The following is a 17,606-nucleotide window of genomic DNA, read 5'->3' on the forward strand; positions in this document are numbered from 1 at the left end:
TGACCGGCGTGCCGCGAAGTTGATGCGACTCTCGTTGCAATGAGCGATCTATTGAACCGAGACACTCGACGCGCGGCTGCGAGGACTGCCCGGGTCGGCACCGGGCCTACCCCGGACCAGTCGCGCATGCTCGCCGCCGTGGCGTTCAAGACCTCCGGGCTGGTCGTGGTGATCGCCACCACCCTCGTTCTGGTCACTCTCGTCTCGGTGAACAGCGATCTCACCGGAACTCTCGGAGCGATCGCCGGCACGTGGTTCGCCATGCATCTGGTTCCCCTGACCATCGGCGGGACGTCCCTCGGCGTCGCACCGCTACTGCCCACCCTGATCATCGGCTGGTCCGTCGCTCGTACCGTGCACCGCGCGGTGGATCCGGACACCGACCGTCGCATGGTTCGGTGGGTGTTCGCCGCCTCCCTGGCCGGTCCGCTCGCCGTCACCGCTATCGCCTTGGCCGTTGCCGGGGACGCGTCCACCGTCATCGGCCTGTCGAGCCCCAATGCTCTCGCGGCCTTCTCCTGGGTGGCCGGCGTTCACGCGGCAGCGTCCGGAACGGGGTTGATCCTTGCGCGCTGGGATTCCCTTGTGCTTCGCCGCGGTGTCCCGGAATGGGTTCGTGCCCTCGTCGCACCGTTCGTGCGCGCACTGTCGATCCTCGTCGCAGGTGGCGCAGCCGTGGTGCTGCTTGCTCTGCTCGCTTCCTGGGAAACCGCCGGCGCACTGGTCGAGAGCGGCCGCGACGTCGTCGGCATGCTCGGCCTGACCGCTCTGTCGGTGCTCTACCTCCCCAACGTCCTGATCGGCGCGCTCGCCGTGGCGACCGGGTCCACGGCTGGTTTCGGCGACGCGTCGGTAAGTCTCTTCGCGACGACGGGTGGCCCGCTTCCGCCGTTGCCGATCCTGGCCGTCCTTCCAGAAGGCCCTGCGCAGACGATCTGGGTCGTCATGCTCGCCGTCCCGATCGGCGCGGGGCTGCTGCTCGGCCGTGACTGCGCCATCCGCAGCGCCGACATCCAGGTCGCTGCGTCCTCGGTGTGGGTGGTCGCAGCTGCAGCCGGAGTACTCGCAGCCCTGTTCGGATACGCCGCAGGTGGAAGCCTCGGCACCTTCGGAACCGTCGAGGTGACCGTCTGGAGCTTCGGACTGTTGACATTTGCATGGCTGGCCGTCGCGGGCACGATATCCGCGGCCATCGTCGTGTGGCGTCGAGCAGAACCCGAAGCCGAACCCGAACACGACGAACCGGCCTCGACTGTGGTGCCCGCCGCCGAGGTGGCGATCGAAGCTGCTCCCGCCGCCGAGCCGAAAGACGGGCCGGACGTCGAAGACGTCGTCGAGGCGGAGGTCGTGGACGAACTTCCGGCCGAGCCTGCCCAGGAACCGGTCGCCGAGCCGGCGGTCGATGCCGATACCGACGAGCCGCTGGACGCCGAGATCGTCGCCCCGCCCGGGGACACGGACGGACCTGCCCGGTAGTCGGTGTGTGGGGCGCAGCGACTAGGCTTTCTGCTGGCTCGAACGTTCCCCCTCGATACCTCAGGAGTAGTGCGCTGACTGCCTTGCGTGAGACACCCGCGCGGGTCGTCGTCCTCGCGTCGGGGACCGGCTCGCTGCTGCAGTCGATCATCGCGGCGACAGCGTCCGAGAACTATCCTGCGCGCATCGTCGCCGTCGGAGTCGATCGCGACTGCGACGCAGCCCGGCGTGCGGACGAGGCCGGGATACCGCACTTTCGGATCGGGCTGCGGGACTATGCCGATCGTGCCGAGTGGGATGTTGCGCTCACCGATGCCGTCCTGGGTCACGAGCCGGACCTGGTGGTCACCGCCGGTTTCATGAAAATCCTCGGTGGACGATTTCTCGACGCTTTTGCCGGACGCATCGTCAACACTCACCCCGCGCTCCTGCCGTCGTTCCCGGGTGCGCACGCCGTTCGGGATGCACTCGATCACGGCGTCAAACTGACCGGTTCGACGGTTCATCTGGTCGATTCCGGCGTCGATACCGGGCCGATCCTGGCGCAGGAAGCAGTTCCGGTTCTCGACGACGACGACGAAGCCGCGTTGCACGAACGCATCAAGACTGTCGAGCGACGGTTGCTGGTCGACGTGATCGCAGCCGTGGCCACCACAGGTGTCACCTCCGATGGACGAAAGGCTCAGATAATCCGATGAGTGAACGTAAAGCAGTGCGCCGCGCACTGGTCAGCGTCTACGACAAGACCGGACTGATCGAACTGGCGACCGGCTTGCACGGCGCGGGCGTCGCTCTGGTGTCCACCGGATCGACGGCGAGCAAGATCGCCGACGCCGGAATCCCGGTCACCAAGGTCGAGGACCTCACCGGATTCCCCGAGACCCTCGAGGGACGCGTCAAGACGCTGCATCCCCGGGTACACGCCGGAGTGCTCGCCGATACCCGTAAGCCCGAACATCTTTCGCAGCTGGAAGAGCTGGGCATCGAGGCATTCGAGCTCGTCGTGGTGAACCTGTACCCGTTCACCGAGACTGTCGCCAGTGGTGCGACGCCCGACGAATGTGTCGAGCAGATCGATATCGGCGGACCCTCGATGGTGCGCGCCGCGGCCAAGAACCACCCGTCGGTTGCCGTGGTTGTCGACCCCAACCGTTACGAGGACGTGCTGACTGCGGTCGCAGGCGGCGGATTCACCCTCGCCGAGCGGACTTCGCTTGCAGCACAGGCATTTCAGCACACCGCTGCCTACGACGTCGCCGTGGCGTCGTGGATGAGCAATGTGCTGGTCGAGTCCGAGTCCTCGTTCCCCGAATGGATCGGCGGAACCTGGGACCGCGCGGCCGTGCTTCGCTACGGCGAGAACCCGCACCAGGCTGCGGCGCTGTACGTCGACGCTGCGGGCACGGGCATCGCGCAGGCGGAGCAGCTGCACGGCAAAGAGATGTCGTACAACAACTTCACCGATTCCGACGCGGCGTGGCGGGCGGCCTTCGATCATGCCGAGCCCACCGTCGCGATCATCAAGCACGCCAACCCGTGTGGCATCGCCGTCGGCAAGGACATCGCCGAGGCGCACCGCAAGGCGCACGCATGTGATCCGGTGAGTGCCTACGGCGGCGTCATCGCAGTTAACCGTGAGATCACCGTCGAGATGGCCGAGCAGGTGGCCGAGATCTTCACCGAGGTCATCATCGCGCCGGCTTACGCCGACGGCGCCCTCGGAGTGTTGCAGCGCAAGAAGAACATTCGCGTTCTGTTGGCCGAGGCGCCGCCCACGTCCGGCGTCGAGCTCAAGCCGATTTCCGGCGGCACGTTGCTGCAGCAGCGCGACGTACTCGATGCCGACGGCGACAACCCGGCCAACTGGACTCTCGCGGCCGGCGAACCTGCCGACGAGCAGACGTTGAGAGATCTCGAATTCGCTTGGCGCGCAGGAAGAGCCGTCAAGTCCAACGCGATTCTGCTCGCCCACGACGGTGCGTCGGTGGGCGTAGGAATGGGGCAGGTCAACCGCGTCGACGCCGCCCACCTCGCTGTCCAGCGAGCGGGGGATCGCGCGGCCGGTTCGGTCGCGTCCTCCGATGCCTTCTTCCCGTTCCCCGACGGTCTGCAGGTTCTGATGAGTGCAGGCGTCAAAGCCGTTGTACAGCCCGGTGGTTCGGTTCGCGACAACGAAGTGATCGCTGCCGCACAGGACGCAGGCGTGACGCTGTACCTGACGGGTTCGCGGCACTTCGCTCACTAGCGCGAGACGCCGAGCTCGCAGTTATGCAGGCCTTTACCCCATTTTCGGCCGCATAACTGCGAATTCGGCGATCTGTGGATGGATAGAAAGTTATCCACATATTGCATCGTGGGCCGTTTCCGGAGTGTCGGGCGTGCCAGTGTCGACCCATGGGGATTCAGGTCGGGCCGTTTCGGGGGTCGGAGGCGCTAAATTCCGGTTCGGTGAGCCGTCACCAACTGGGCCGCGACTACGTTCGCGTGTTCCGTGACACCTATGTGCGCACTGGTACCACGCTGGATGCACAAGCATTGGCCCACGCTGCGTCGGTCTGCGTCGGAGATGGTGCCGTGATTGCAGGGGTCTCCGCGGCGGCAGTCCACGGCGCGAAGTGGATCGATCCGAGCACCCCTCCGAGTGTGCTGGCGAACGGTAGATCACACCAGTTGCCCGGGCTGCGTATCCACCACGACGCGTTCGACACCGACGACGTCATGATCGCTCAGGGATTCGCGGTGTCGACACCCGTGCGCACCGGATTCGATATCGGGCGCTGGGTGCCGTCTCCACTGTCTGTGGTCTTTCTCGACTCGCTACTTGCCGCAACCTGCGTCGATAGGGAAGCCATACGTGCGTATGCGCTGCAGCGACCGGGCACCCGAGGCGTCCGGCGCCTGTTCAGCGCGCTCGATGTCGTCGACTGCGGTGCGGAATCACCACAGGAGACGCGAACCCGGCTCGTGCTCGTCGAGGCGGGGTTACCGAAGCCCGAGACGCAGATCGAAATTCGTGACCGTTCGGGCAGGTTTGTGGCACGCATCGACATGGGGTGGCGTCGTTGGCAGGTAGGGGTGGAGTACGAAGGTGTTCACCACTGGCTCGATGAGCGTCAGCGGACCCGTGACATCGAGCGGTTCGAGGATCTCGACCGAGCCGAGTGGCAGATCGTCCGCGTCAACTCCGAGCAGATGCGGCTGCGACCTGACGACGTGGTTGCCCGGGTGAGGGCAAAGCTCCGGGCTGCGGGTGCCCCGGTGTAGCGAGGTCGCACTTATGCGGGCGATTTGTCTAGTTCAAGTGGCATAGGTGCGAACTCGGCGGCAGCGCTCTTCAACTCTCGATGGCAGCAATTGCCAAACGCTCGTAGCGTAGAGAAGTGACCTCTACCAAACCTGGCATCTCCACTCTCGGCGAACTCAAGGCATCCGGACATCGGCAGCGGTCGATCAAGGAAGAGTTGCGGGAGAATCTTCTGAAGGCATTGCGTGACGGCGAAGATCCGTGGCCGGGGATCGTGGGATTCGGCTCGACGGTGTTGCCGCAGTTCGAGCGCGCGATTCTGGCCGGTCATGACGTGGTACTGCTCGGCGAGCGTGGTCAGGGCAAGACGCGTCTGCTGCGCACCCTGAATCTGCTGCTCGACGAGTGGGTGCCGGTGATCGCCGGAGCCGAACTCGGTGAGCATCCCTACGAGCCGATCACGCCGGCCAGTATTCGCAAAGCCGGAGAACTCGGCGACGACCTTCCCATCGAGTGGCGGCACCGCAGCGAGCGATACGCGGAGAAGCTCGCCACTCCGGATACGTCGGTGGCCGACCTCGTCGGTGACGTCGATCCGGTGAAGGTGGCCGAGGGCCGCAGCCTCGGCGACCCGGAGACCATTCACTTCGGTCTCGTTCCGCGCAGCCATCGCGGCATCGTGGCCATCAACGAGCTTCCCGACCTCGCCGAGCGCATCCAGGTCTCGCTGCTCAACGTCATGGAGGAGCGCGACATCCAGGTCCGCGGCTACACCCTGCGTCTGCCACTCGACGTCATGCTGGTGGCGAGCGCGAACCCCGAGGACTACACCAATCGCGGACGCATCATCACCCCGCTCAAGGACCGCTTCGGTGCAGAGATCAGGACGCACTACCCCCTCGAACTGGACGACGAAGTAGCCGTCATCGATCAGGAAGCGGATCTTCAGGCCGCCGTCCCGACTTACCTCCTCGAGGTGCTCGCTCGCTTCACTCGACTGCTGCGGGAGTCGCCGTCGGTGGATCAGCGCTCCGGCGTCTCCGCTCGATTCGCGATCGCAGCTGCCGAAACCATCGCTGCCGCAGCCGTTCACCGGGCCGCGATACTCGGCGAGGCCGAGCCCGTGGCCCGGCCGGTCGATCTCGGCACCATCATCGAGGTGCTGCGCGGCAAGGTCGAGTTCGAGTCGGGTGAGGAAGGACGCGAAATCGAGGTACTCGAGCACATGCTGCGCCGCGCGACCGCCGATACCGTCCGGGCACATCTCGGCGGCATCAACCTCGCAGCGCTGGTGACCGCAGTCGAGACCGGTGAGCCGATCGTCACCGGCGACCGGATCACCGCCAAAGCTCTGCTCGACGAGCTACCCGACGTCGAGGTCATCGGCGACATCCACGAGCGGCTGAACGCGACCTCGGACGGCGAGAAAGCAGCTGCGGTCGAACTCGCACTCGAAGGTCTCTACCTCGCACGTCGGATCTCCAAGGACCCCGACGACGACGGTCAGACGGTGTACAGCTGATGCGTCGCTCCAGATACGGGCGGTATCACGACGGGCCGGATCCCCTTGCGCCACCGGTGGATCTGCGCGAGGCGCTCGACGCCATCGGCGAGGATGTACTCGAGGGGGCGTCGCCGCGTCGGGCATTGCAGGAGATGCTGCGGCGTGGGACGAAGAACATGCGTGGGCTCGACGACCTCGCCGCTCAGGCGGCCAAGCGTCGTCGAGATCTGTTGAAGAAGAACAACCTCGACGGCACTCTGGAAGAAGTGCGAGAGCTGCTGGACAAGGCGGTGCTCGAGGAGCGTAAGGCCTTGGCGCGTGCGCTCGACGACGACGCGCGATTCCAGGAGATGCAGATCGGCGACCTGTCACCGTCCACTGCCCAAGCAGTGCAGGAGCTTTCGGACTACGACTGGCGCTCGTCGGAGGGTCGCGAGAACTACGAGAAGATCAAGGACCTGCTCGGACGCGAAATGCTCGATCAGCGTTTTGCGGGCATGAAGCAGGCTCTCGAGGGTGCGACCGACGAGGACCGCCAGGCCATCAGCGAAATGCTGAAGGACCTCAACGAATTGCTCGACGCCCACAACAAGGGTGAGAACACCGACGAGCAGTTCGACCAGTTCATGAACAAGCACGGTCAGCACTTCCCGGAGAACCCGAAGAACGTCGACGAGTTGTTGGATTCGCTCGCGCAGCGGGCCGCGGCGGCGCAGCGGCTGCGTAACTCGTTGACTCCCGAGCAGCGGGCCGAGTTGGACGCGTTGGCACAGCAGGCTTTCGGTGACTCGAACCTGTTGAATCAGCTCGATCAACTCGATCAGAACCTGCAGCAGGCCCGGCCCGGTGAGGACTGGGACGGTTCGCAGAACTTTCGCGGCGAGAACGGAATGGGGCTGGGCGACGGCACCGGTGCACTACAGGACATCGCGGATCTCGAGAACCTGGGAAACCAGCTCTCGCAGCAGTACAACGGTGCCGCACTCGACGACATCGATGCCGATGCTCTGTTGAAGCAACTCGGACCCGAGGCGGCGGCCGACGCGCGGATGCTCTCCGAGCTCGAAAAGGCGCTGCAGCAGCAGGGTTTCATGGACAAGGGTGCCGACGGGCAATGGCGACTGTCTCCCAAAGCGATGCGTCAGCTGGGGCAGTCCGCGCTGAAGGATGTCGCGGGAAAGCTGTCTCGACGCGGCGGCGAGCGGGACACTCGCAAGGCGGGTGCGATGGGCGAGCCCACGGGGGCGTCGCGGGCGTGGGAGTTCGGCGATACCGAACCGTGGGACGTGACCCGCACGGTCAACAATGCGGTACTGCGTTCAGCGGCAACAGGATCGAGCTTTCCGGTGCAGCTGCAGGTGACCGATGTGGAGATCAGCGAGACCGAGACTCGGACGCAGGCCGCGGTTGCATTGTTGGTCGACACGTCGTTCTCGATGGTGATGGACGGCCGCTGGGTGCCGATGAAGCGCACTGCACTGGCTCTCAATCATCTGGTCAGCACTCGATTCCGCGGGGACGATCTGCAGCTGATCGGATTCGGCAGGCACGCACAGACATTGACGGCGTCGGAGCTGGCGGGGTTGGACGGTGCCTACGATCAGGGCACGAATCTGCACCACGCACTGATGCTCGCAGTGCGTCATCTGCGGCGTCATCCCAACGCGCAGCCGGTGGTGTTGATCGTCACCGACGGTGAGCCGACTGCGCATCTCGAGCCGGACGGTCATGCTTATTTCGACTACCCGCCGTCGTCGAAGACTCTTGGCCTGACCGTGCGGGAGCTCGATACCGTCGCGAAACTCGGTGCGCAGGTGACGATCTTCCGGCTGGGTGACGATCCCGGCCTGGCGAGAGTCGTCGACAAGATGGCCGAGCGGGTGGGTGGACGAGTCATCGCGCCGGATCTGGACGGGCTGGGTGCTGCGGTGGTGAGCGACTACCTCAAGCGTCGGCGGTCCTAGCTCACTTGTCGGGAGCCTTGATGTCGACGCTGACGCCGCCCCAGAACGCAAAGCCGGTGATGATCACCCGCGGCGCGCCGGGGTGGGACGCGCTGACGTGCTCGAAGCCGCCCATGATGCCCATGCCGCGGACCTCGACGCTCACTCCGGGCGGCACGGTCACCTCGATGCCGCCCATGATGGCGACGCAGTTGATGGTGGTTTCCTCGGTGGAGAACGAGGCCCGTCGTAGGTCGAGTTCGATTCCGCCCCAGAAGGCGACGGCGTCGATCCGCGAGGCGGCGGTCCACTCACCTTTGCGCACGGCACCACTCATGATGGCGATCACGCGGTCGTTCGAGGAACCACCCGACGGTGCAGACGCAGGAGGCGGAGACAGTGCCAGATCGCCGGTCAGCAGATCGAGTTCGCCGTAGGTTTTGGCCTGGTACACCGCGGCAGTGCGCTCGTCGTACTCGCTCACGGTGAGCTGGCCGTTCGCGAAAGCATCACTGAGCAACTGTGCGACAAGGTTCCTGTCGGCGTCGGCCGCGCGTACCTGGCTTCGATCTCGGTCGGGGAGTTGATCGCTCACCGCTCGGACCCTACCTGCGTAGCGGTCAGGCCGCATTCAGGATTGTGCGGCTTCCGAGAGGCGATGCCAACGTCATCTGCATGGTGGCGTAGACGGCAACCATGATGCAGGATTTGTCGGCAGCGTCGGGCCTGGTGCCGGTACGCAGCTCGACGGTGACCGTCGAGTCGGTCTCGGTCACCGTGGCGTCGGCCCCGTAGCACTCCGGAGTGCCGGTCACGAAGTGCACGGCGATGGTGTTGGGGGAAACCTGGCTCCACGACTCGAACGGAGTGGTGGTGGCTCGGATCAGGTCAGGAGTCGGCTCGAACATCGTGCCGACGTCGCCGACGGGAACCTCGTGTGGAACCGGAGGGGCGCTCGGCTGCTGGATGTGGCCGACGGGTGTGGTGGAACCGACCGTGGGCGTTGTGTCCTCGTCGCCACCGGAGACCGTACTGCAGCCCGCCAGCAGCAGGCACAACATGACACCTGCAGCGAGAAACCTCATGCATCCAAACTAGCGCCGAGAGCTGAGGAGAACCTTTGTGTTCGGCTCACGCGAGGAACACCGTCACGAGTGCGATGACGGGTATCGATACGAGCGTGGTCACGAACGCAGTGTCACGGGCGAGTACCACTCCGCGCTGGTAGCGGCTGGCGAAGACGAACACGTTCTGCGCGGTGGGCAATGCCGAAACGACGACGATGGCGAACAGGTCGTGACCGTCCAGACCGAAGACGAACCGGGCCATGAGGTAGCCGAGCAGTGGCTGCAGCGCCATTTTGAACACCGTTGCCAGGGCGACGTCCCGCCGCGGACTGATGCCCTTCTGCAGCACGCGGGCACCGTAGAGGGACAGACCGAAAGCGAGCAATGCGCCGGGTACGGAGGCATTTCCGACGAGTTGGAACGGCTGCATCAATGCCTCGGGCAGCTCGAATCCCGTGATCGACAGAACGAGTCCCGCGGCTCCGGCCAGCACGATCGGGTTTCGGAACGGCGTCGTGACGGTCTTGAACAGCGAGACCTCGTCGATCTTGGTGGAGATGTCGAGGATGGTCACGGCGATCGGTGTGTAGATCATGATCTGGAACAGCAGCAGGGGAGCGACGAAGTTGGCGTCGCCCAGTACGAACACGGCGATCGGGATGCCCAGGTTCGCGGCGTTGACGTACGAACTTGCCAGAGCGCCGACGGTCGCGTCGGGCACGGCTCGTTTCAACGCGAGTTTCGCTATGACGAAGTAGATGGCTCCGACGAGCAGTGCTGTGGAGCCGGCGACGGCCAACACCGGCGAGAGGATGACCGACAGGTCCGAGTTCGCCAATGTGACGAACAGCAGTGACGGCGTCGCGACGAAGAACACGAGACGACTGAGGACGAATTGGCCGTGCTCACCGAGCACTTTCAGATGGGCGAGCAGGTAACCCAGTGCGATGACGACGAAGATGACGGTGAAGCCTTCGAGAACGCCGGACATCTACGAACTGCTCATCTCTTGCTAGGTAACGACAGAAAGGCCACGCAGCCGGATGGCTACGTGGCCTTTCTCGAAAGCTGATTCAGCGGCTGGTGAACGGCAGCAATGCCATTTCACGAGCGTTCTTCACTGCGACAGCGACCTGGCGCTGCTGCTGCGGGGTGAGCCCGGTGACCCGACGGCTGCGGATCTTGCCGCGATCGGAAATGAACTGACGAAGAAGGTTGATGTCCTTGTAGTCCACCGTGGTGACCTTGGCGGCGTTCAACGGGTTCTTCTTCGGTCGACGACCCGCCTCTGCGCGGACCTTCTTCGACGGTGCTCTCTTGACTGCCATCTCTACCTTTTCCCTTACCAGCTCGACTTGTGGACGCCTGGCAGCTCCCCACGGTGTGCCATCTCGCGCATTTTCACGCGGGACAGCCCGAATTTCCGAAGGTAACCGCGCGGACGTCCATCCGCAGCGTCACGATTGCGCAATCGTACCGGACTCGAATCGCGTGGCAGACGCTGCAGTGCTGCTTGGGCCTGCGCGCGCTCGGAATCGCTGCTCGAGGGCTTGCGAATGGTCTCCTTGAGCTCTGCGCGACGCGTTGCCCGGCGGGCGACGATGACCTTGCGCTGCTCGTTCTTCTCTATCTTCGACTTCTTTGCCATGGCTAACGCTCTTCCCGGAAATCGACGTGCTTGCGAACGACCGGGTCGTATTTCTTCATCACCAGTCGGTCGGGGTCGTTGCGACGGTTCTTGCGGGTGACGTAGGTGTAGCCGGTGCCGGCAGTCGATTTGAGCTTGACGATCGGCCGGACGTCGGTGCTCTTGCCCATCAGATCTTCTCCCCACGTGCGCGGATCTTGGCCACCACGGCGTCGATGCCGTCGCGGTCGATGGTCTTGATTCCCTTGGCCGAGAGCGTGAGGGTGACGCGACGACCGAGGCTCGGCGCGTAGTACGTCTTGCGCTGGATATTGGGGTCCCACCTACGGCTGGTGCGCACGTGGGAGTGCGAGACCGATTTTCCGAATCCCGGGGTGCGGCCGGTGACTTGGCAGTGCGCTGACATGAGCACTCCTTTTCTTGCCGTTATGACAATCGTTTTCGACAAAGCGTGTTCACGAATGTAGCGTGCATCCACAGGTAATGACAATCGTTGTCGAGAAGAAGGGTGCTCGTGAACAACTCACTGGACGATCGAACCCCGATGGTCCTCGTCTCCGGCTGGACCGGAGCCATGGACGCAGTGGTGACGTCGCTACTCGCGCCCGGGACCGTTGCGGTCCGCCACGATCTGAGCCGAGTCGCCGAAGGGGTCGTGCGGCGCACGCTCTACGTGCTGGGCGAGAACCCTCGCGAAACCATCCTGGAACTGGCGCACGGCTGCGTGTCCTGCACGCTCCGCGAGGACCTGCTGCCGCTGCTGCGTGCACTGTCGACGCGCAGCAGTGTCGATCGCATCGTGCTCGCGATGGACCCCGCCCTCGAACCCGAGGCGTTGTGCTGGGCCGTCGAGAACGTCGTCGTGGCGGGCATCGTCGGGCAAATCGACGGCCCGGCCTCGCGTGACGTCCGCATCGAAGCAGTGATCGACTGCCTCGACGCCGCAACCTGGTTGGCCGACGCCACCGGCGACGACGCATTGGCTGATCGCGGCGTCGTCGCCAGTGGTGACGACGATCGAACCGTCGCGCAATTGGTCGTCGGCCAGGTCGATTACGCCGACGCCCTTGTCGTCACCGTCGGCCCCGAGGTCGACGCGTGGGAACGTGCTCGGCTTGCCGCTGTCCTCGCGCGGTTGGCACCGAACGCACCTGTTGTCTGGGTCGCCCAGGACGTAATGGTCGACGCCCCGGCATTGCTCGCGTCTGTGCCCGCCGACGCCCGGCGCGGTGCGATCACCGATGCCCACTCGCCGTTGCTGCGGGGTCAGCCCCCGCTGACCGTCGACTGCGGCGTCGCACTTGCCGAGTTCACCGCAACCCGGCCGTTTCATCCGGAGCGATTGCACGAGGCCATCGACGTGCTGCTCGACGGCGTCGTCACCGCGCGAGGACGGGCGTGGGTTGCCACTCAGCCCGACGAGGCGCTGTGGATCGAATCGGCCGGCGGCGGGCTGCGGGTGGCCAGTGCCGGAAAGTGGCTTGTCGCAATGACTCCGGAGCAGCAGGATCGCGTCGACACCACTCGACGGGCGATGGCGGCACTGCGGTGGGACGACGAGTTCGGCGATCGCGATACCTCGCTGGTGATCCTCGTTCACGAGGCCGATCCCACCGAGATCGACCGAACGCTCCAGTGGGCCTTGGTCTCCGACGACGAGATGACCGACCCCTCGGCGTGGTCAGGCTGGACCGATCCGTTCGGCCAATGGCACGAAGACCCCTGCGAGAGCAGCGAATCCCCCTACGCAGAACAATCACGAGAGGCAACAGAATGAAACCAGGCATTCATCCCGACTACCACCCGGTCGTGTTTCAGGACTCGAGCACCGGAAACAAGTTCCTCACCAGATCCACCCTCACGTCCGCGCGTGAGACCGAGTGGGAGGACGGCAACACCTACCCGCTGATCGTCGTCGACGTCTCGTCCGAATCGCACCCCTTCTGGACCGGAGCCGCACGCGTGATGGATACCCAGGGACGCGTCGAGAAGTTCGAGAAGCGATACGGCCGCCGAAGCCGAAAGGACGTCTGAGTCATGGCTGTTCCGAAGAGAAAGATGTCGCGCTCGAACACCCGAAGCAGGCGAGCGCAGTGGAAGGCCGTCGCCCCGGACCTGGTGATGGTGCGCGTGGGTGGCCAGGAGTTTCGAGTGCCGCGCAGACTGGTCAAGGCAGTGCAGTCAGGGGTGTACGACCCGAGTTGATCTCCGACGGGTCTATCTTGACGATCATGAACGATGGACCCAGTTCGCGAGATGTGAAGCGATGGCGGCAGTATCTCGCCGACGAGCGGGCCGAGGCCGCCGTTTATCGCGATCTGGCAGGCCGACGCACCGGCGAGGAGCGAGAGATACTGCTCGAACTCGCCGATGCGGAAGGCCGTCACGAGCAGCACTGGCGAAATCTGCTGGGTGAGCGGGTCGGCATGCCGCTGAAAGGCGACATTCGCACTCGAATCCTCGGTGTCCTGGCGCGTCGCTTCGGTTCGGTGTTCGTACTCGCGTTGGCGCAACGAGCCGAGACTCGCTCGCCGTACGCCACGGACGCCGATGCAACGGAGGCGATGACTGCCGACGAGCAGATCCACGCCGAGGTGATCAGAGCGCTCGCCGCGCGTGGTCGTAATCGGCTGTCCGGCACGTTCAGGGCTGCAGTGTTCGGTGCCAACGACGGGCTGGTGAGCAACCTCGCGCTCGTGCTCGGCATCAGCGGCTCCGGAGTGTCCAACCACATCGTTCTGGTCACCGGACTGGCCGGATTGCTCGCCGGTGCACTGTCGATGGGTGCGGGCGAATACGTCTCCGTCCGTTCACAACGCGAGTTGCTCGAAGCGTCGTCCCCGGACAGTGCGGCGCGCGATGCCGTCCAGCATCTGGACGTCGACGCCAATGAACTGGCGCTGGTGTACCGGGCCCGGGGAATGACACACGAGGAGGCCGACGCCAAAGCGTCGGAAGTGTTGCGGCTGTTGCCCACCGACGACGAGATGGCACCCGACGTCGACGAGCACGAGTCCATCGGAACAGGACTCGGAGCGGCGGGAGCCAGCTTCTGCTTCTTCGCCTCGGGAGCGGTGATCCCGGTGTTGCCGTACCTGTTCGGTCTCGAAGGCTATGTGGCCCTTGCCGTTGCGGCCGTCCTCGTCGGAATTGCGCTGATCTGCACCGGCCTGGTGGTTGGCCTCCTCAGCGGTGGCCCGCCCGTCAAACGCGCACTGCGACAGCTGGCCATCGGCTACGGCGCGGCTGGGGCAACGTATTTGCTGGGACTCGCATTCGGCGGGGGAGTCTAGGTCCCATCCCCGACGTCCCGAGTAATTCACTCGCGGCAGGGATGTTTCGCTCGATAGGGTTCTCATCATGCGCGCAACCGTTCTGTCTGGTGCCGCTCTCGACTCGAGAGCCGGTGTGGGCCTTGTGCTGCGCGCGTATTCACCGGTGCGATGTGCCCCTCTCTGCGGCAAACAAGCTCCGCTCGTGAATCGACCCATCGAATAGCGCCCTCTTGTGCAAGGGGGCAGGAAGGAACATCATGCCCCCGAACAAGGTGGGCTTGCGTTTGCTCAATTGGGCTTCACAGCTCGAGGACAAGACTCTCGAGCAGGCCCGTGAAACAGCGTCGATGCCGTTCGTGCATCCGCACGTCGCCCTGATGCCCGACGCCCACAGCGGGATGGGAAGCGCCGTAGGAACAGTGATTCCCACGCTGGGCGCTGTCATTCCGGCCGCCGTCGGTGTCGATATCGGCTGCGGAATGATCGGCGTCCGAACAGAATTCACCCTCGACGACGTCGACGGCCGCAATCTGACGGACCTGCGACTCGCCATCGAGGCCAGCATCCCGCTCTCGCCCGGCAACTACAACGTCGGCGTCGACCGGTGGGATTTCACTGCGCCCAAGTTGCTCGAGCTCGAGGAGTTGGCGGCAAAGGACGGTGTCGAGCTGAACCACTCACCGCAGTGGCGTGAGCAGCTCGGTTCGTTGGGCGGCGGCAATCATTTTGCCGAGTTGTGCCTCGACGAGACCGATCGAGTGTGGCTGTTTCTGCACAGTGGATCGAGGGGCGTGGGCAACAAGATCGCCAAGAAGCACATCGCCATTGCCCAGCGTTTGTGCGCGCAGTGGTGGATCTCGTTGCCCAACAAAGATCTGGCATACCTGCCCGAGAGCTCCCGTGAATTCGGGCAGTACATCCGAGAACTGAAGTGGGCTCAGCGTTTCGCTTACCTGAACCGGGCCGAGATGATGGACCGGTTCGGCGCGGTGTTCGCCGAGTGGATGGGAACCGACGACCATCGCGAGGTCGAGCGGATCAATTGCCACCACAATTACACGGTGAAGGAAACGCACGCGCAGAAGGACGTGTGGCTCACCCGTAAAGGTGCAGTGGACGCGCACGAGGGTGTCAGGGCGATCATTCCCGGATCGATGGGAACGCGCTCGTACGTGGTGGTCGGCAAGGGTTCCAAGGCCGGCCTGCGCTCGGCTCCGCACGGTGCCGGTCGGCAGTTCTCTCGGACCGAGGCCAGGAAGCGGTTCACCCACGAGAACCTGCAGGAGCGGATGAAGGGGATCGAGTTTCGTGACAGTGCAGACTTCATCGACGAGATTCCCGATGCCTACAAGCCGATCGATGTCGTGATGGAGGATGCCCGGGACCTGGTGAGCATCGAGCACGAGCTGCGGCAGATCCTCAACGTCAAGGGGACCTGAGCACTGTCCCGTCGTGCGTGGAAACTCGTAGTGGGTTACGAAGTTCCGTGCACGACGGGATTGTCCGCGTTCGTCCCGTTGTGCATCGCTGTTCTCTGTCTGTTCACTTCGAGTGTTCCGTTCTGTTCAGCGTTCGAGGGGGCTCTGCCGTCACGATCGATGCATGACGCTCAATCCCGCAGGCGAAACCGTCGCGACCGGCATCCCGGGCACGCTCGCCGAGAACATGACCATGGCCGAACAGCACGATTGGCATCGGTCGTTCCTGCGGCGACACCCGGTCAGCCGACGGAACTTCCTGGTCGGGGCGGCTGCGACGGCCGCCGCGGTCGGCGTCGGGAACTCGGTGTTCGCTCGCACTGCCTACGCGCAGGATGCTCCGTTGGCCGTAGCCGGCCGGCACATGGGATTCGGAAACGACCCGGCGACGCAGCTGCGGTTCTCGGCTCAACTCTCGCGCAATCCCGGGATCACCGGAGTCTTTCTCGACCACGGCCCCACGCCTGCACTGGGCGCGACGACGTCGGCCGAGGTGCGCAACCTGATCAGCCAGGTGCCGCAGACCGACGGTGGGATTCTCTCAGCCGAGCAGTACTACGTGCATGTGCCCGTCGACAATCTGACGCCGAAGCTGCCGCACTATTACCGTTGGCGCACCGCCGACGGCTTCGTCAGCGACATCCGCAGCGTGTCGCCGGCGCTGCCGACCGGTCGTATCGCTCCGTTCCGGTTCACGATGATGGGCGATCAGGGTATTGACGAAACACCCTCGCAGCCGGCGGGTCTGGTGGCCGGCGACTACGACGACCAGTACTACAAGGCAGACAACGAACCGTCGGTCAAGCACGCTCGCAACATCAATCGACAGATCGAGGCGTCGCGGCCGGACTTCCACATTCTCGCCGGGGATATCGCCTACGCGGATCCTTCGGGTGCAGGTCTGCCGCCGCAGTTCGCCAAGCACGGACAGACACCGCCGAAGGGGTTCGACAAGTTCAACCCCTTCGTCTGGGACGGCTACTTTCAGGCGATCGAGGCGAGTGCGTCCACTGCTCCGTGGTTGTTCGCCACCGGAAATCACGACATGGAAGCGCTGTACAGCCCCAACGGATACGGCGGTCACGCGGCGCGGCTCGATCAGCCGACCACCGGGCCCAAGGGATGCCCGTCGGCCTACTCTTTCGTCTACGGCAACACTGCCGTCCTGTCGCTCGACGCGAACGACGTGAGTTACGAGATCAAGGCCAACACCGGGTACAGCGGGGGAGCCCAGAACACCTGGGTGGAGCAGACTCTCGCGAAATACCGCGCCGATCCGAACATCGACTTCATCGTCTGCTTCTTCCATCACTGCGCGTATTCGACGACGTCCACCCACGCGAGCGACGGCGGTGTGCGCGACGCCTGGGTAGCGCTGTTCGACAAGTACGAGGTGGATGCGGTGCTCCAAGCTCACAATCACGTCTTCGAGCGCACCGACCCCATCCGTGGGAATCGCGCGACGCGGGTCGCCGGTGACAACGCGACGGTCAGTGGAAAGACCGACGGCACCGTGTATTACACCGTCGGCGGGGGCGGCCGTCCCCGATACACGTTCCAGGACGGCGAAGGCGTCAGCTACCGAGGCAACGAATTGCCCGACACGGCAGTTCCGAACAGCTACGTGTGGGCACCCGACGGCACCAAGTCGGCCGAGTCCATCACCTGGTCTCGGGTGCGGTTCCTCAACTACTCGTTTGTCAGAGTCGATGTGGTGCCGGGTATTCCGGGGATCACGCCCAGCAAGATGATCATCGGTGCCATCGACGAATACGGCAACGAGTTCGACAGGTTGACCTTCACCCGCGACATCGCGATCGGTCCGAGGTTCGGTTCGTCCTAGTGCCTGCGGCAGTGGGGGGGGGGGGGGGGGGGGGGGGGGGGGGGAGGAAAAAACCAAAAACCCCCCCCCGCCCCCCCCCCCCCCCCCCCACCCCCCACCCACCAACACGGCAGCAGCCAATATCGCTG

Annotated in this window: 19 protein-coding genes; 12 read left to right on the forward strand and 7 right to left on the reverse strand. The window is 64.5% G+C overall.

Going from position 1 to position 17,606, the window contains the following annotated elements:
- Positions 1–39: 39 nt before the first annotated feature.
- From ACQR3T_RS00820 to ACQR3T_RS00845, 6 genes are all read left to right on the forward strand, one after another.
- Positions 40–1,476: a cell division protein PerM gene (locus ACQR3T_RS00820; protein ID WP_428692235.1), complete on the forward strand. Its 1,437-nt coding sequence runs from the start codon at positions 40–42 to the stop codon at positions 1,474–1,476.
- A gap of 5 nt (positions 1,477–1,481) precedes the next feature.
- Positions 1,482–2,174: a phosphoribosylglycinamide formyltransferase gene (gene purN / locus ACQR3T_RS00825; RefSeq protein WP_428692236.1), complete on the forward strand. Its 693-nt coding sequence runs from the start codon at positions 1,482–1,484 to the stop codon at positions 2,172–2,174.
- Positions 2,171–3,721, forward strand: coding sequence for a bifunctional phosphoribosylaminoimidazolecarboxamide formyltransferase/IMP cyclohydrolase (gene purH, locus ACQR3T_RS00830; protein ID WP_428692237.1), 1,551 nt, complete (start codon positions 2,171–2,173; stop codon positions 3,719–3,721). Before purN ends, purH begins: the two co-directional genes overlap by 4 nt.
- Positions 3,722–3,924: 203 nt before the next feature.
- Positions 3,925–4,740, forward strand: a complete 816-nt coding sequence (locus tag ACQR3T_RS00835) for an endonuclease domain-containing protein (RefSeq protein WP_428692238.1) — start codon at positions 3,925–3,927, stop codon at positions 4,738–4,740.
- 116 nt (positions 4,741–4,856) lie between these two features.
- Positions 4,857–6,242, forward strand: a complete 1,386-nt coding sequence (locus ACQR3T_RS00840; protein WP_094616916.1) for an ATP-binding protein — start codon at positions 4,857–4,859, stop codon at positions 6,240–6,242.
- A complete protein-coding gene (locus ACQR3T_RS00845; protein WP_428692239.1) occupies positions 6,242–8,188 on the forward strand; it encodes a hypothetical protein in 1,947 nt (648 codons plus the stop codon). Before ACQR3T_RS00840 ends, ACQR3T_RS00845 begins: the two co-directional genes overlap by 1 nt.
- A 1-nt stretch (position 8,189) precedes the next feature.
- Here ACQR3T_RS00845 and ACQR3T_RS00850 read toward each other — a convergent pair whose 3' ends face one another.
- From ACQR3T_RS00850 to rpmB, 7 genes are all read right to left on the reverse strand, one after another.
- Entirely contained in the window at positions 8,190–8,762 is a 573-nt protein-coding gene (locus ACQR3T_RS00850) for a DUF1707 SHOCT-like domain-containing protein (RefSeq protein WP_032377318.1), read from the reverse strand.
- Between the two features lie 25 nt (positions 8,763–8,787).
- Positions 8,788–9,252 (reverse strand): hypothetical protein, encoded by a 465-nt coding sequence (locus ACQR3T_RS00855; protein WP_037155123.1) that lies wholly within the window; start codon positions 9,250–9,252, stop codon positions 8,788–8,790.
- A 46-nt stretch (positions 9,253–9,298) separates the two neighbouring features.
- A complete protein-coding gene (locus tag ACQR3T_RS00860) occupies positions 9,299–10,225 on the reverse strand; it encodes an AEC family transporter (protein WP_032404322.1) in 927 nt (308 codons plus the stop codon).
- An 82-nt stretch (positions 10,226–10,307) separates the two neighbouring features.
- Positions 10,308–10,562, reverse strand: a complete 255-nt coding sequence (rpsR, locus tag ACQR3T_RS00865) for a 30S ribosomal protein S18 (RefSeq protein ID WP_008719028.1) — start codon at positions 10,560–10,562, stop codon at positions 10,308–10,310.
- A gap of 14 nt (positions 10,563–10,576) precedes the next feature.
- The gene (rpsN, locus tag ACQR3T_RS00870; protein ID WP_428692240.1) at positions 10,577–10,882 is read right to left on the reverse strand and encodes a 30S ribosomal protein S14; all 306 of its coding nucleotides are present in this window, start codon (positions 10,880–10,882) and stop codon (positions 10,577–10,579) included.
- Between the two features lie 2 nt (positions 10,883–10,884).
- The gene (gene rpmG, locus ACQR3T_RS00875; RefSeq protein WP_170944568.1) at positions 10,885–11,055 is read right to left on the reverse strand and encodes a 50S ribosomal protein L33; all 171 of its coding nucleotides are present in this window, start codon (positions 11,053–11,055) and stop codon (positions 10,885–10,887) included.
- Positions 11,052–11,288 (reverse strand): 50S ribosomal protein L28, encoded by a 237-nt coding sequence (rpmB, locus tag ACQR3T_RS00880; protein WP_032404320.1) that lies wholly within the window; start codon positions 11,286–11,288, stop codon positions 11,052–11,054. The genes rpmG and rpmB overlap by 4 nt, the downstream gene beginning before the upstream one ends.
- Positions 11,289–11,408: 120 nt before the next feature.
- On the opposite strand from rpmB, the gene mrf reads away from it, so the two are divergent.
- From mrf to ACQR3T_RS00910, 6 genes are all read left to right on the forward strand, one after another.
- Complete coding sequence (gene mrf / locus ACQR3T_RS00885) at positions 11,409–12,659, forward strand: ribosome hibernation factor-recruiting GTPase MRF (RefSeq protein ID WP_428693025.1); 1,251 nt, start codon at positions 11,409–11,411, stop codon at positions 12,657–12,659.
- Complete coding sequence (locus ACQR3T_RS00890) at positions 12,656–12,916, forward strand: type B 50S ribosomal protein L31 (protein ID WP_428692241.1); 261 nt, start codon at positions 12,656–12,658, stop codon at positions 12,914–12,916. The genes mrf and ACQR3T_RS00890 overlap by 4 nt, the downstream gene beginning before the upstream one ends.
- A gap of 3 nt (positions 12,917–12,919) precedes the next feature.
- Positions 12,920–13,087 (forward strand): 50S ribosomal protein L32, encoded by a 168-nt coding sequence (gene rpmF, locus ACQR3T_RS00895; RefSeq protein WP_428692242.1) that lies wholly within the window; start codon positions 12,920–12,922, stop codon positions 13,085–13,087.
- A 26-nt stretch (positions 13,088–13,113) separates the two neighbouring features.
- Entirely contained in the window at positions 13,114–14,175 is a 1,062-nt protein-coding gene (locus tag ACQR3T_RS00900) for a VIT1/CCC1 transporter family protein (RefSeq protein WP_032404317.1), read from the forward strand.
- Positions 14,176–14,414: 239 nt separating this feature from the next.
- Positions 14,415–15,596: an RtcB family protein gene (locus ACQR3T_RS00905; RefSeq protein ID WP_428692243.1), complete on the forward strand. Its 1,182-nt coding sequence runs from the start codon at positions 14,415–14,417 to the stop codon at positions 15,594–15,596.
- 163 nt (positions 15,597–15,759) lie between these two features.
- Positions 15,760–17,478 carry a metallophosphoesterase gene (locus tag ACQR3T_RS00910; RefSeq protein WP_428692244.1) on the forward strand — a complete coding sequence of 573 codons (1,719 nt, stop codon included), beginning with the start codon at positions 15,760–15,762 and terminating at the stop codon, positions 17,476–17,478.
- Positions 17,479–17,606 lie beyond the last annotated feature (128 nt).

Origin of the sequence: Rhodococcus sp. IEGM1428 (genome assembly GCF_050321865.1) — a bacterium.
In the GTDB taxonomy this organism is placed as follows: Bacteria; Actinomycetota; Actinomycetes; order Mycobacteriales; family Mycobacteriaceae; genus Rhodococcoides.